Source organism: Pseudomonas sp. GW822-FHT03F04 (assembly GCF_058801405.1).
Genome location: NZ_JBXANF010000015.1, coordinates 53,003 through 67,774, shown reverse-complemented (window position 1 = coordinate 67,774; position 14,772 = coordinate 53,003). Strand labels below are relative to the sequence as shown.

At 61.9% G+C, this 14,772-nt stretch carries 10 protein-coding genes; all 10 read left to right on the top strand.

All coding sequences use genetic code 11. The features are described 5' to 3' along the window. The first annotated feature begins 5 nt into the window (after positions 1 to 5). The 10 genes from AC1RMX_RS27915 (at position 6) to AC1RMX_RS27870 (ending at position 14,762) form a co-directional block, all read left to right on the top strand. Positions 6 to 911: a class-II aminoacyl-tRNA synthetase family protein gene (locus AC1RMX_RS27915; RefSeq protein ID WP_493073705.1), complete on the top strand. Its 906-nt coding sequence runs from the start codon at positions 6 to 8 to the stop codon at positions 909 to 911. After that, a complete protein-coding gene (locus tag AC1RMX_RS27910) occupies positions 895 to 2,295 on the top strand; it encodes an MATE family efflux transporter (RefSeq protein WP_493073704.1) in 1,401 nt (466 codons plus the stop codon). The genes AC1RMX_RS27915 and AC1RMX_RS27910 overlap by 17 nt, the downstream gene beginning before the upstream one ends. Next, entirely contained in the window at positions 2,292 to 3,275 is a 984-nt protein-coding gene (locus tag AC1RMX_RS27905) for a cysteine peptidase family C39 domain-containing protein (protein ID WP_493073702.1), read from the top strand. The genes AC1RMX_RS27910 and AC1RMX_RS27905 overlap by 4 nt, the downstream gene beginning before the upstream one ends. Positions 3,276 to 3,361: 86 nt before the next feature. After that, the gene (locus AC1RMX_RS27900) at positions 3,362 to 4,564 is read left to right on the top strand and encodes an ATP-grasp domain-containing protein (RefSeq protein ID WP_493073701.1); all 1,203 of its coding nucleotides are present in this window, start codon (positions 3,362 to 3,364) and stop codon (positions 4,562 to 4,564) included. Then, the gene (locus tag AC1RMX_RS27895; protein WP_493073700.1) at positions 4,561 to 10,707 is read left to right on the top strand and encodes an amino acid adenylation domain-containing protein; all 6,147 of its coding nucleotides are present in this window, start codon (positions 4,561 to 4,563) and stop codon (positions 10,705 to 10,707) included. The genes AC1RMX_RS27900 and AC1RMX_RS27895 overlap by 4 nt, the downstream gene beginning before the upstream one ends. Then, positions 10,704 to 11,354 carry a 4'-phosphopantetheinyl transferase family protein gene (locus AC1RMX_RS27890; protein ID WP_493073698.1) on the top strand — a complete coding sequence of 217 codons (651 nt, stop codon included), beginning with the start codon at positions 10,704 to 10,706 and terminating at the stop codon, positions 11,352 to 11,354. Before AC1RMX_RS27895 ends, AC1RMX_RS27890 begins: the two co-directional genes overlap by 4 nt. A gap of 100 nt (positions 11,355 to 11,454) precedes the next feature. Further along, a complete protein-coding gene (locus AC1RMX_RS27885) occupies positions 11,455 to 12,219 on the top strand; it encodes a COG4705 family protein (protein ID WP_096820633.1) in 765 nt (254 codons plus the stop codon). Positions 12,220 to 12,247: 28 nt separating this feature from the next. After that, positions 12,248 to 12,685 carry a hypothetical protein gene (locus AC1RMX_RS27880; RefSeq protein ID WP_493073697.1) on the top strand — a complete coding sequence of 146 codons (438 nt, stop codon included), beginning with the start codon at positions 12,248 to 12,250 and terminating at the stop codon, positions 12,683 to 12,685. An 86-nt stretch (positions 12,686 to 12,771) separates the two neighbouring features. Further along, positions 12,772 to 13,437 carry a response regulator gene (locus tag AC1RMX_RS27875; protein ID WP_096820631.1) on the top strand — a complete coding sequence of 222 codons (666 nt, stop codon included), beginning with the start codon at positions 12,772 to 12,774 and terminating at the stop codon, positions 13,435 to 13,437. Further along, positions 13,413 to 14,762, top strand: a complete 1,350-nt coding sequence (locus tag AC1RMX_RS27870) for an ATP-binding protein (protein WP_493073696.1) — start codon at positions 13,413 to 13,415, stop codon at positions 14,760 to 14,762. Before AC1RMX_RS27875 ends, AC1RMX_RS27870 begins: the two co-directional genes overlap by 25 nt. The last annotated feature ends 10 nt before the right edge of the window (positions 14,763 to 14,772 follow it).

Genomic DNA, 14,772 nt, shown 5'->3' with positions numbered 1-14,772 from the left:
TCGACATGTTCGCACTGCAGGATTTACAGGCTCGTCGCCTGCTCTCGGTCGTCGCTTCCGGCAATGGCCTGATCGGCTACCGTTTTTGCGACACCCTCCACCAGGCCTACGAGGCTCTGGACCGGGCACTGATCAACACCATGAGCCGCCATATCAGCGCCACGGCACACTCGTGCACGACGCTGATCGAGCGACAGGCGCTGGAGAAGATCGGTTTTTTCAACAAGCTGCCCTGCATCCCGATGACCGCCAGCCCGCATGCGTGCAGTGATCACTCTGAAAAGGATCACGAGGGCGACTGGGTATTGAGCCCCTCGACCTGCTATCACACATTCTCCCACCTGGCCGGCAGCACAGAGCGCTGGGACCTCAAGTGCTTCACGGCGCTGGGCCATTGCCACCGATACGAGCCCGTCCTCGACGAGCCGACACGCCTGGCCAGTTTCACCATGCGTGAATTCGTACTATTGGGTCAGCAGTCGCAAGTCGAACACATGTGTCAGGTGTTGTTCGACAGTGGCGTGGAACTGATCAGACGCCTGGTGCCATCGACCTTCGTGGAGCGGGCCAGCGATGTCTTTTATGGTGAGTCGGCCCAGGTGACCCGCAAGGTTCAACTGGCGATGGGCGTCAAGCTCGAAGCAGTGATTCCCTGGCCGCAGCGCCAGGTCAGCGTCGGATCGCGCAACCTGCACCGCGACCTGTTCACGCAGGCATTCAAAATCGGCCCGCAACCCCCTGAGCCCGCCATGCACTCAGCCTGCGTAGCCTTCGGCATGGAACGCCTGCTGCTGTCTTTGCTTGCACAGATCGGCGACCCCGACCGCCTGCTTGCTCACTTGCACGAGGTACTCGATGATCAGCCGGCCGGCCAACGGACAAAGGAGTTCGAGCATGCAGCGCTGGTTTGACGCCGCGGTGGCCAAACGTATCGCCGTCGTCTCGTTTCCGTTGATGGGGACAATGGTCGGCAACCTGCTGATGATGCTCGTCGACCGGTTATGCCTGGCGCATTACTCACCGGATACGTTGGCGGCATCGGGGCCGGCGGTCTTTACCAGCATGGCGATCATCGCGTTCTTCTGCAGCACCGTCGGGGTTTCACGCTCTTTCGTTGCCCAGGCAAACGGCCGCTCGGGCATCGAAGAAGCCCGGGGTGAAGGGGCGCTGGGATTGTTCCTCGGACTGGCCTGCGGTGCGGTGCTGTTCATGGCCGCCCCGCTGATCGCGTTGATTCCGCAGTTGAGCTCGCGTCCCGCGCAAATCGTCAGCCTTGAGTCGCAGTACATGCTCTGGGCCGCGATTTTCGGTGGCGTGATGGCGATCAATACGGCGTTGTCATCCTTCTTCAACGGCGTGGGACGCACCCGTGAAACACTGATGGTCGGCATTGTCGGTCAGGTGGTCGACTCGATCTTTACCGTGGGCCTGGTGTTCGGAAAGTTCGGGCTGCCCGAAATGGGCATGGCCGGTGCGGCTATCGGGACCCTGATCGGTACGTTGTCCATGCTGGGCTGCTACGCGCTCATGCTGCCGCGCGAGGTCTGGCGCGAGCTGATGAATATCTTCATCGCCCGCAGTGAACACCTGTGGAGTCGCCTGGCATTCCGGCTGCGCCGAGGCGTACCCAGCGGGTTGTCGGCGGGGGTGGATCAACTCGGCAACACGGCGTTCATCTGGATCGTTGCGGTACTGGGCGCCAGTGCGCTGGCGGCCAACAACGTCAACTTGACGATCAACTACCTGGGCATCATCCCGATCATCGGGCTGGGCATCGGCTGCAGCATCCTGTGCGCCACGGCGGCAGGAAAACAGCAATATGCCGAGCTGGCGACGATTGTGCGGGTGACCGTGGTCATTGAGTTGATCTACGTCCTGCTGGTCTCCACCGTCCAGGTGACGATGCCGCAAGTCTTGCTCAAGGCTTTTGGCGACCTGGGGCATAACCAGGAAATCATCGACCTGGCCATCGATACCCAGCGCGTCCTGTGGACGTTTTCCGGTGCCTTTGCTTTTTCGATGACCGGCGCCGCTGTTCTCGAAAGCATCGGGATGGCCCGGTTTTCCCTGATCGTGCGGCTGGTGCTGATGTGGTTCATGAGCATCCCGCTGATCTATTACGTCGCCATGGGCAATCGCGATGATCCCTCGTCGCTGGTGACCTGCTGGATCATCGGTTCGGTATTCGAACTCGCCATCGGGCTCATTTACTTCTGGCGGATCGCCAAAGCCGTACGAGGTGCCGAAAACCGCCTGCAGGTCAATCATCACCCCGCCACGGAGGGCGCCCTGTGAACCTGAATGAAGTCGTGCGCTTCGCCCCCCTGGCCATCAATTGCTTCACCGGAAGCCTGGCGCAGTTGTCCGGCCGCAGCGGTGCCGTGCTCCACGAGGCGCAGTTGCTGGAGGCCGGTGACGGTTACCTCCTGCGCGCCGGCCTGGATGAATGGGGTATGCCGGAATACACGTTCGCCGTCGAGGACGTCGGTCTTCGCGCCTGCAAGGTGTTGGGTGCCCAGGTGACACGGGTGCCCATTGCTTCAGACTGGGTAGCGCAACTCCAGGCCCTGCTCGGCGAATACCCCGGAATCGTGGTGTGGGTCAATTCCGCGTATCTGGACTACGCCCCGGTCTACAGCAGTAAACCGGGTTATCTGCATGCGGTGCTGGTGATCGGCATGAACGACGCCGCCACCCATGTAAGGATCTTCGACTCACTGATCGTCGATCGCGAACCCCACGGCTGCGAAGCCTGGCTGCCGATCGAAGCGTTCGCGACGGCAATCACCGATCGGGTACGCACCGAAACCTACGACCACATGGGCCATTTTGTCGTGATGCAGCCTGCCGGGCAGCCTGTCGACTTCGATGTACGAGCCAGTCTGTACCGTCAGGCCTGTTCATTTCTCACCAACGATACCTACCGCGGTGCCCTCCCGGCTTATCGAGCCCTGTGCATGTCGCGTTTTCGCGACGTGCCGGAGACTGGCGCAACGGCCGCACGCCGACTGTTCGATCACATTGTGGTGCTTTACGTGATTCCCGGGCTGACCTTGCTCGCGCAATCGCTGCAGCGCGCAGACTGCCAGGGGTCGATGACGACCTTGACCCAGACGCTGATCAACCACTGGCGGGCGCTGTCGATGCTGGCACTCAAGTTCGAGGCAACCCACTCACCGTTGATCCTCGTGCGCCTGGAGGATCGTTTCGACGTGATCGAGTCCCTCACGCTGGAGCTGTGGCAAACGCTGCATGACTCGCTCCACAACACCTGAACGGAACAGGTGCGATTTCAACCGACCGGACCGGCGCGTCGAACGGCGCCGTCTCGCCCGATGACTTTGTATTCAGAGATGGAAAGATGATGCAGATTCTGGCCCTTGGCCGTGAAAGTGACCTTCAGGATTATGTTGCGTATTGCCGCGAACACGACAGAGATGTCGTCTGTTTCGTACCGCCCGCACTGCTGCAGAACGAAAAGAGCGCCTGGGAACAACAGTTGTCCGCGGCACTGGAGGCCGTCGGCGCCGGGCAACGGTTCGACCATGTCGTTTCATTCAACGACGGGTTCCAGGTTCAGGTGGATGTCCTCAAGCGCCTCTTCGGGCTGCCCGCGCGCGATCCGGACGCCATTTTCACGCTGACGGACAAAGCGGCCTTCAAGTCGGTCCCCGCGACCGCCGATTTCATTTCACGTTATCTGTGCCTGCCCCAGGATGTCAGCGCACAGCAGGCATGGCAGCAGGTCGAGGTGTCGCTGAATCTGCCGGTCGTGCTCAAACCCTCCAACGGCTTCTACAGCGCCGGGGTGATCCGGGTCGATGACCAGGCCGCGTTCAACAAGGCGCTGACGCTGACCCGTCGGGTCTGCTCATTGATGAGCAGCCAGCGTGGCGGCTCGCAGATCCTGATTGAAGAGTACATCGACGGTGAAGAGTTCTCGGTGGATGGCTATGTGCTGGATGGCGAAATCAGACCGCTGCTGCTGCACCATAAATACCCACGCCTGGAAGGACCGACATTCCACGAAAACGCCCAGATTTCCAGGCCGTTCGACATGCAGGCCGGTGAGCCTTTCCTGGTTGCGCTGCGCCGGATCATTGCGGCCATCGGGCTGGATCAGTCGCCCTTCCACGCCGAGTTTCGCATCACGCCCGACCAACGGGTCTACATCCTGGAACTGGCCCCGAGAATTTCCGGTGGCGGCATCTCGTCCCGTTATCTGATGGACATCTGCCTCGGGCTGGATGTCTATGACGTCGACCTCAAACTGAATACGCCGCAACTGAAACTGGATCTGCCGCAGCGCCGAATCGGCCTGGAGTACGACTTCAGCGTCAAGAAAAGCGGCGTGCTGAAATCCATCGAAAAGACGGTCGCGCAATGCCGCGAAATGGGCGCCAGCACCATCATCCAGCACCGCAGCAACGGCGAGTTCGTCATGGCGCCTCCGGTGGCCCTGGAAACCGTGCTGACGGCCTTTTTCACCTGCGAATCCAAGGATCGCGCACTGCAGATTTTCGATTGGCTGGAAACCTGTGAAGTCGAGACACAAGCCTCATGAACCCGACCCTTCCCAACGACTGCTCATTGCCGCTGCTCGACACTCAGGTAGGTCTGTGGATCAGCGAACAGGTCAATCAGGCCGCCACCTCCCACAACATTCCGGTGCGTGTATCGATTGATGGCCCACTCGATATCCCTGCCTTGCAGCAAGCCATCGATTGGCTGGTACAGCGCCACGACAACCTGCGCGCGCGGTTTGTACTGGAGGGAGAAACTCCCCGCCAGATCATTTCCGGCACCTTCGACGCCACCCTCGAGCACGTGGTGATCGCCGACGGCGAGCGCGATACCCTTGCCGCGCGCATCGATGCGTTGCTGAAAAGGCCGATGGATATCAGCCGCGGTCCGCTGTTGCGTTGTGTGCTGCTGCGAACCGGGCCCGAGCAGCATGTGTTGCTGTTCGTCATCCATCATCTGGTTTTCGATGGCAGCTCGATCGAGATTCTGTGGCGCGATCTATTGGCTCGTTACACGGCAATCACCGGCGGGACCGATACAGCGTCCCCTCTGCCGCTGTCCTACAGCGAGTACGTGAATCGCCAAAAGACCACCACCCCATCGGATTCGCTGGGTTACTGGCTCACGGAACTGGCGGATCGCCCTGCCCCCCAGCGTTTCCCTTGTGCCAGGCCTGCCAGCGGACAACTCACGCGCAAGGCCCGCGATGTAGTCAACACACTGACACCGACAACCACCGGGCAATTGCGGGCGTTGACCGGTCCCGGCACGTTCACGCCGTTCATGGTCCACATGGCCGTCTGCGCGCTGCTGCTTCATCGGCACACCGGCGCCGAAGACATGATCTTTGGCATGCCGCTGTCCACCCGTGACAACGCCGACCAGAAAGACCTGACCGGATTGTTCGTCAACGTGGTTCCGCTGCGGCTGCGCCTGACGCGCGGCCTGTCGTTTTCCGGGCTGTTACAGCATGTTCGGGCGCGAGTACTGCGCGCCATGATGCATCGCCATCTGGCGTTTCACGAACTGGTCGGCCACCTGCGTCTGGGCCAGGAAGCCGGCTCGGGCGGGCTGTTCCGGATCTTTCTCAACCATGCCTCCGTACAACGGCCGCCCGTGCGGGTCGGCGATTGCACGTTCGAGCTGCTACCCAGCACCAACATCACCGCCGCCTTCGAAATGAACCTGGCAATCGTCGAAACCGACAGTGGTTTTGACACCGTGTTCGAGTTCGACGACATGCTTTTCACCCCCTCCGATGTCGCGGCACTCGCCGGAGACTACCAGCGGATTCTGTCCGCCTCCCTGAGTGATCCGGGCGCCGCCGTCAGTGACTTGCTCGCGCCCGTGAAGCTCGCGTGCACCGGGGATGACATGCCACTCGCCCCTGGCCTGCCTGTACACCGCTGGTTTGAAGCACAGGTGCGCCGTGCTCCGGACGCTGTCGCACTGGTTTTCCAGGACACCCGTTTGAGCTACCGGGCACTCAATGTCCAGGCCAATCAGTTGGCCGGGCGATTGCGTGCTGCCGGTGTCAGCCGCAACGCACTGGTGGGCATCTGCATTGAGCGCAGCCCACAAATGGTCGTCGCCATTCTGGCGGTGCTCAAGGCCGGGGGTGCCTATCTGCCCATCGACCCGGACAATCCGGATGAGCGAATCCATTTCATCCTGCAAGACACGGCTGTTCGAACGGTACTGACCTCCCGTCATTTGCAGGATCGCTTCGAGGGTCAATCGGTGGAGTCGATCGCTGTGGAGGAGCCCGAACAATTCGCCGCGTTCGACTCGACGGACCCGCAATGGCCCGTGGCGATGGACGATCTGGCGTATTGCATCTACACCTCGGGTTCCACGGGACGTCCCAAGGGTGCACTCAACTATCACCGGGGGTTTGCCAACCTGGTGCAATGGTATGTCCGCGACGGTTTGCAGATGTCTGCCGACGACAGGGTGATGCTCGCCAGTTCGATCGGTTTCGACCTCACCCAGAAGAACATTCTGGGTCCTTTGTGCACCGGTGCATGCCTCATGATTCCAGCCCATTCGCCTGCCAATGCCGGCGGTTTCCTGAAGGCCCTCACGGCCTATCGCCCGACCTGGCTCAACTGCGCGCCGTCCGCGTTCCGGGCTTTTGCCGCCTCGCCCCGAACCGCCAGCCTGCGCACGCTGGTACTGGGTGGCGAACCGGTCGACCGCTCGCTGATCGAGCAATTGCGAGGCAGGCCGCTGACCCTGGTCAACTCTTACGGGCCGACCGAGTGTTCGGACGTTGCGACCTGGTGCAAGCAAGACCTGCAATCGACCGCAGTCGCTGCAGAAATGCCATTGGGCCAGGCCATTCCTGGCGTTCAGGTGTATGTGCTGGACGAACAACTGCATCTCGCCCCGGATGGTGTGGCCGGCGAAATCCATATCGCCGGGATCGGCGTCGGACAGGGTTACCTCAAACGTCCGGAGCTGACTGAGCAAAAGTTCATCGCGAATCCCTTCGGCCCTGTCGGCAGCCGGATGTACAAGACCGGCGACCTGGGACGCCGCCGCGCGGACGGCACACTTGAGTTCATCGGCCGTATCGATTTCCAGGTGAAGATTCGCGGGCACCGCATCGAACTGGGGGAAATCGAGAATCAACTGCTGGCCTGCGACGGGATCCGCGAAGCGGTGGTCATCGCGCTGGACGTTTCCCCGGGCGAAAAACGGCTGGTGGCGTACCTCGTTTGCGCCGACCAGCACACGCTCGACCCCGAACGACTGAGCCACACCCTGCGTCACGGCTTGCCCGACTACATGGTGCCCGACACCTGGATAGCGCTGCAGCGCCTGCCGCTGAACCTCAATGGCAAGGTCGACCGCAAGGCATTGCCGCCTCCGGACTGGCTGCAACGTGAAGAACCCGCCACGGCCCCCACCGAAACGTCGATCACCCACCCGCCAGCGCCTCAGCGCTCATGGACCCTGGAACTGCCTCGAACCGGAGTTTCGCCTTCCTCCCGGCCACGTCAGCGTGGCGTAGCCGCCTGGCGTATCGAGCCCTCAACGCTTGAGCCCATCGAACGCCTGGCCGCACACCATGGCACGACACTCGATATTGCGTTGATCGCGGCATTCAACACTTTGTTGTATCGCTACAGCCAGCAGGACGAGATCTGCCTCGGTTACACCCCGATGCGTCGCCCCCCCGGCGAAGCGGAAGGCGGGGTCGGCAACCTGGTCGATACACGGCTCCTGCGTACCCGCCTTCGCCGCGGACTCAGCCTTACGGCGGTGGTGTCTCTGACACGTGAAGCCCATGCACAGGCCGAGCAGAATCCCGATGCGGATTTTGCAGGTGTGCTGGCAGAACTGGCCCGACAAGGTGATCACCCGACCGTTGAACACCTGCCCGTCATGTTCGAACGAGGAGAATCCGATTCGCCCCGGCCTCAGAGCCTCGGCTGTGACCTGAAGCTGCTGGCATATTCAGCTCAGACAGCGCTCGAAGGTCGCCTGGAATACGACGCCAATCAATTCGACACCGAGACGATGGCGCACCTGACGCGGCACTTCGAGGCCATCCTGAAAGCCCTCGCACACACTCCCGAGGCACCGATCGACACATTGCCTCTGGCCCCGATGGACTGCCCTTCGCTATCGCTGACCCGAAATGCCACGGTACTCAGTGCCGCACAGCAATTGCCGGTGTTCCAGCGTTTTGAAGAACAGGTCCAACGAACCCCTGAGGCCACTGCGCTGATTTTTGAAGGGCAGGCATGGAGCTACGCGACCCTCAACCGTCAGGCCAACCAGTTGGCCTGGCACTTGCGCGCGCAAGGGGTGGGAGCGGAAACCGTCGTGGCGCTACTGGTTGAACGCGGCCCCCGGTTGATCAGCAGTCTGCTGGCCATTCTCAAGGCCGGAGGGGCTTATCTGCCGCTGGACTCGATGTATCCCGCGCAGCGGATCGCAACCATGCTGGATGACGCCGGAGTCGGGTTGATTCTCACCTGTGACGATCTGCACGGACACTTGCCTGACTGTGCGCTGCCGACGATCTGCCTGGACCGGGATCGGGAGGCCCTACTCGGGCAGCTGTCGACCGATCCACAGATCGAGGTCGGTCAGCAACAGCTGGCTTACTGCCTGTTCACCTCAGGTTCGACGGGGCGTCCAAAAGGCGTGCAGATCGAACACCGGGCCCTGAGCAATCTGCTTGCGGCCATGCAGGCCGCACCGGGGCTGACGGCTTCGGACGTCTGGCTGAGCGTGACCTCGGCCGCCTTCGATATCTTTGCGGTTGAGGTCTATCTCCCGCTGATCAGCGGGGCCCGGATCCTGCTCGCCAGCAAGCAAGACACCTCTGATCCGATGGCATTGGCGCGACTGGCCAACGAATACGGCGCAACAGTCCTGCAGGCGACACCCGCCACGTGGCGCATGTTGATCGACAGCCAGGTCGAGCTGACTCTGGACACCGCCATGAGTGGCGGTGAAGCCATGGACGATGCGCTGGCTGACGGCATGCGTACCTTCGCTCGCCGTGTCTGGAACCTCTATGGCCCCACCGAAACCACCATCTACTCCAGTCGCGCGCACATCGTTGCCGGCCAGTCCCCCACCCTCGGCGGCCCCGTGGAAAATACTCGCCTGTATGTACTGGATCGCTATCTGAATCCGGTTCCAGTGGGCTGCACAGGGGAAATCCACATCGCTGGCGATGGCCTGGCGCGGGGCTACATCAATCGTCCTGACCTCACCGCAGAACGGTTCCTGCCCGACCCGTTCGGCCCGCCGGACAGCCGCATGTACCGCACGGGAGATCTGGCGCGCCAATTGCCCGATGGGCGCCTGATCTACCTCGACCGTATCGATTTCCAAGTGAAAATCCGTGGTTTGCGGATCGAACTGGGCGAGATCGAGGCCGCCTTGAGACGTTGTCCTTGCGTAAGGCAGGCGATCGTCACCGCGCACGGGGACGATCCCGCCACCCGTAAACTGGTTGCCTACGTCGTCCCGCGCCCTGGACAGACGCTGCGGAGTGATGCCCTGAAACTGCAGTTGCAACGCGTCATGCCGGACTACATGGTGCCGAGCGCCTGGGTGTTTCTGGAGCAATTGCCACTGAACGTCAGCGGCAAGATCGATCGCAGCCGCCTGCCCCCACCCACCTCGGGCGAGACGGTCAGCGTCGCCACCCAAACCGCCACCCAACATCGACTGGCCGCCATCTGGGCCCAGGTCCTGCAGGTCGAACAGGTGTCTGTGCACGACAACTTTTTCGCACTGGGCGGGAATTCTATGTTGGCGATTCGTTGTCTGGTGCGTATCAACCGCGAATTCGACCGCCAACTGTCCTTGCGCACGTTCTTCGATCACCAGACCGTCGAGGCGCTGAGCCGCTTCCTGGATCAGCAGAGCACCGTGAGCGATTCCCGGGAGGTCAAAATCACACGCTGGTTCGAGCAACCGGGCTTGCCCGACGTCTATGGGTTCTCGGGCTGCGGGATGCATGGCATTGCCTATTTCCAGTTGGCCAGAGCACTGGCGTCAACGTGCAACTTCCATGCGCTGGAGCCCTTCGAGACCTACCGCGACGGCGAGCACCTGCTCGGCGTCCAGGAACTCGCCAATCGTTACGCGAACGCGATCCTCAACCGTGGGAGCGAGGAGCCGATCACGCTGTTGGGACACTCCTTCGGGGGCACGATCGCTTTTGAGACGGCACGCTTGCTGGAGCAGCAATCAAAAACCGTACGACTGATCTTGCTGGATGCCACATTGATCGATCCGCGAGTATTGGAAGAGCAGGCAGGACTGTGCGCACAACCGGATACGCTTCCCGAATGGCTGGAATCCACCGAGGAAGATCCGGGCAGCCACGCATTGCAACATCAGTTGCGGACCGCCGCTCAAGAGCTCTACAAGCAGCATTGCCAGATTTTCGCCGGCTATGTACCCGACGGCAGGTTCAGTGGAAGGGCTGCCGTCTTTCTGGCGCAAGACGCCAGCCTGCGGCAAAAACTGCGAGCGGGATTTGTCCGTGTCTGCCAGCAACTCCTGCTCCAGGTACCCGAGTTGCAGGATGTCCCCGGCGACCACATGTCCATGCTCACGACCCCGCAAGTCGAAACGCTCGGTGCGTTGATAAAGGAGGAACTGCAACCATCGCCGGTTACACGGCCGGTTGAGCTGGACCGGGCATGACGGGCTTTACGACCTTGCTCGGGGAAGATTGCTGCATCGTCGAGGCCCGCGACCGCGCTATGTGGTCTGCGGGCCTGCTCGAAGCGGAACGTGGATTGACGGTCGGGATGAACCGGCAGCGCCTTCGCGAATACACTGCCGGGCGCAACTGCGCCCGCGAAGCGCTCATACACCTCGGATTCCCGGGCCTGCCAATCGGTAAGGGTTCCGGGGGCGAACCGCTGTTCCCGCCCGGTGTCTGCGGAAGCATCTCGCACACCGACAACTACTGTGCGGCGGCCCTCGCCCTCAAGCGCCACATCGCAGCCCTGGGCATTGATGCCCAGAGCAACCGACCGTTGGAGGCGCCGTTATATCGACGGGTGCTGGGCCGTCCTCCGACAAAAGACTTCGCGACACAGGGTTTCTGCGAAGGCACATTGCAGTTCAGCATCAGGGAGGCGTTCTACAAAGCCATCTTCTCCTTTTGCCAACGCCACGTGCGTGCCGGTGACCTGATCGTGGAACTGTTGGCCGAACCAGGACACTGCGCAATCCACAGCCTGGCGCCCGATCTGGAATCCTGCCTCGCCCCCTTCACGGTGGATGTCCGATACGCGTTTGATGAACAGCGTCTCTACAGCGCCGTCGCCTTGCGCGAGCGCTGAAACGAGACCGCAAGGTTCCGTCCTCAGGCTCAGCTAAGTTTCACTGGATACCTTCTCCCCCTGCGCACTTCCAGCGCTGCTCAGGAGAGGCATCCCACCCATGAAACCCGCCATAGCCGACTGGCTCAACAAAGTACCCGAAGTGACGCTGTCCTTCTGGGTGATCAAGATCCTGTCCACGACCGTGGGTGAAACCGGTGCCGACTTTCTGGCCGTGGATGCCGGATTCGGCGCGGGCCCGACCAGCCTCGGCATGGCGGCGCTGCTGGCCATTGCGCTGTTCGGTCAATTGCGTACCAAAGCCTACACGCCCTGGATCTACTGGCTGACCGTGGTGCTGGTGAGCATCGTCGGCACGCAGATCACCGACATCCTGACCGACATGCTGGACGTCAGCCTCTACACCAGCACCGCGGTGTTCTCCGTATTGCTGGTGGTGAATTTCCTGGTCTGGTACCGGACGGAACGCAGCCTGTCGATCCGCGAAATCGTCACCCCGCGTCGAGAACTGTTCTATTGGGCCACAGTGCTCTGCACCTTTGCCCTCGGCACGGCCGCCGGCGACCTGGCGACCGAAGCGCTGGGCCTGGGCTTCACTGTCGGCGCCGTCATCTTCGGCGCACTGATCGCCGCCACCTTCATTGCCTGGCGATTGGGCGGCAACACGGTGCTGACATTCTGGATCGCCTACATCCTGACCCGCCCCTTCGGCGCGTCCCTCGGCGACCTGCTGACCCAGGCCAAAACCTACGGCGGCCTTGGTATGGGCGCGACCTGGACCAGCGCGATCTTCCTCTGCGTCATCGTCCTGCTGGTGACGGCCGCGCAGATCAGCACCGGCAATCGCAAAGCAATCACTGAATAAACCTTCAACTGTTCATCAAGGAATCGTCATGCGCCAGATTCAAAACCTCATTCGTCACGTCGCCATCGTCTCGTCCATCTGCCTGCTGAGCATTGCTGCCGGCTGCTCGAAACCGGCAGACAAGCCTGCTGCAAACGCCGCTGCAGGTGCAGTCAGCACACAAGGCCAGGCCGCCTCCAAACTGGGGGATCTGTCCGAGTTCCGCACGATTGCGACCGATGTCGCCGCCCTCGTCGACAAAAACGACCTGCCCGGCGCCAAGACCCGCATCAAGGATCTGGAAACCGCCTGGGACTCGGCCGAAGCCGGGATCAAGCCGCGTGCTGCCGGGGACTGGCACATGCTGGACAAGGCCATCGACCGCTCGCTCGACACCTTGCGTGCCAGCGCCCCGCAACAGAAAGACTGCAAGGCGCGGATGGACGAGTTGCTCAAAGCCTTTGACTCGCTGAAGGGCAACGCCTGATCCGGGGCCGGACAAACTCTTGCACAGATGCTTCAATACAAGCGCGACGGCCCAGCCCGTCGCGCTATTTTTTTGGGGAGCGGGTCATGCGGATATTACTGGTCGAAGACGATCCGATGATCGGCGATGCCATCCAGGGTGCGCTGAACGACGCCAGTTACGCCACTGACTGGGTGAAAAACGGGCTCACCGCACTGGCCACGCTGGACACCCAGCACTACGACCTGGTGTTGCTGGACCTCGGCTTGCCCGGCAAGGACGGACTGGACGTGCTCGACAGCATTCGCGCTCGCAACAACCCGGTGCCGTTGCTGATCATCACCGCCCGGGACGGTCTCGACGACCGCTTGCGTGGCCTCGACGGCGGTGCTGACGATTACTTGCTCAAACCTTTCGACATGGCCGAACTGCTGGCGCGGATGCGTGCGGTGTTGCGGCGCAAGGGTGGCAGCGCCCTGTCGTTGCTCGACAATGGCGTGGTGTCGCTGGACCTGGTGTCCAAACAAGCCACCACTGCGGAAAACGCGGAGGTGCAATTGTCCAGCCGCGAGTTCGCCCTGTTGCAGGCCCTGTTGATCCGGCCGGGGGCGATCCTCTCGCGCAGTGAACTGGAAGACCGGCTCTATGGCTGGGGCAACGAAGTGGAAAGCAACGCGGTGGAGTTTCTGATTCACGCCCTGCGACGCAAACTCGGCAGTCACGTCATCAAGAACGTCAGGGGAATGGGATGGATGGTTTCAAAAGGCGCCTGAGGGATTCGGTGCAACTGCGGCTGTCGGTCACGCTGTCGCTGGCCATCCTGATCGTCGCGCTGCTGGCGGCGGTTTTCGCCTTCGTCTCGGCGCTGGACGAGGCCCACGAAATGCAGGACGAGTCCTTGCGCCAGGTGGCGGCCCTGTTCGACCGCCAGCAAATGACCCTGCACTACCCCGCCGCTCAGGCCGTGGATGACGACAACGAAGAATCCCGGGTCATCGTGCAATACCTGGCCGACGGCAGCCAAGCGGTCGGCAACGATGACGCCCTGCTGCCACTGCCCTTCCCCACGACCCTGTCCGATGGCCTGTCGACCTTGAGGGTGGCCGGTGAAGACTTCCGCGTGCTGGTCAAAACCACGGCCCGTGGCGAGCGCATCGTCGTCGCCCAGGAAACCGGCGTGCGCGACAAGGAGGCCCGCGAAAGCGCCTGGCGCAGTCTGCTGCCGTTTCTGATCCTGTTTCCGGTGCTGTTGCTGGTGGTCGGCGATCTGGTGCGCAAGATGTTCCGCCCCATCGCCATGCTCTCGGCCGATATCGACCAGCGTGACGAACAAGCCCTGCACCCGATTGACGAAAGCCATGTGCCGAGCGAGATCCGGCCGTTTGTGGTGGCCATCAACCGCCTGCTCGCCCGCGTCGCCCAGTCCGTGGACAACCAGCGGCGCTTCGTCGCCGATGCGGCCCACGAACTGCGCTCGCCCATGACCGCCCTGTCCCTGCAGGCCGAACGACTGGCCGCCACGGAAATACCGGCAGCCGCCCGCGAACGCCTGTTGCCGTTGTCCCGGGGCATAGAGCGCAGCAGGAACCTGATCGATCAACTGCTGAGCCTGGCCGCCGCGCAGTCAAATTCCAGTACAGCGCCGACCACCGTTTCAGTCCTGCACATCTATCGGCGGATTCTGGAAGACCTGCTGCCGCTGGCGGACCGCAAGAATATCGATATCGGCGTCGAAAGCAGCGAGGACGTACAGGTCAGCATCAACGAAACCGACCTGCTGATCCTGATCCGCAACCTGGTGGACAACGCCATCCGCTACACCCCGCCCGGCGGGCGTATCGACCTCTCGGTCAAACGGGAGCAAGCGACGGTCGTCCTGCAAGTCAGCGATACCGGCCCGGGGATTGCCGTGGAAGAACAGGCGCGTGTCTTCGACCCGTTCTATCGCAGCCTGGGCACCGATGAGTCGGGCTCGGGGCTGGGTTTGTCCATCGTCAAGGCGATTGCCGATCGCACGGGGCTCAAGGTTGATCTGGGGTTTACCGACGTCAACGAAAACAGCGGACTGTGTGTCACCGTCAGCATCGATCAGCCCTGAGCTGCTTCCC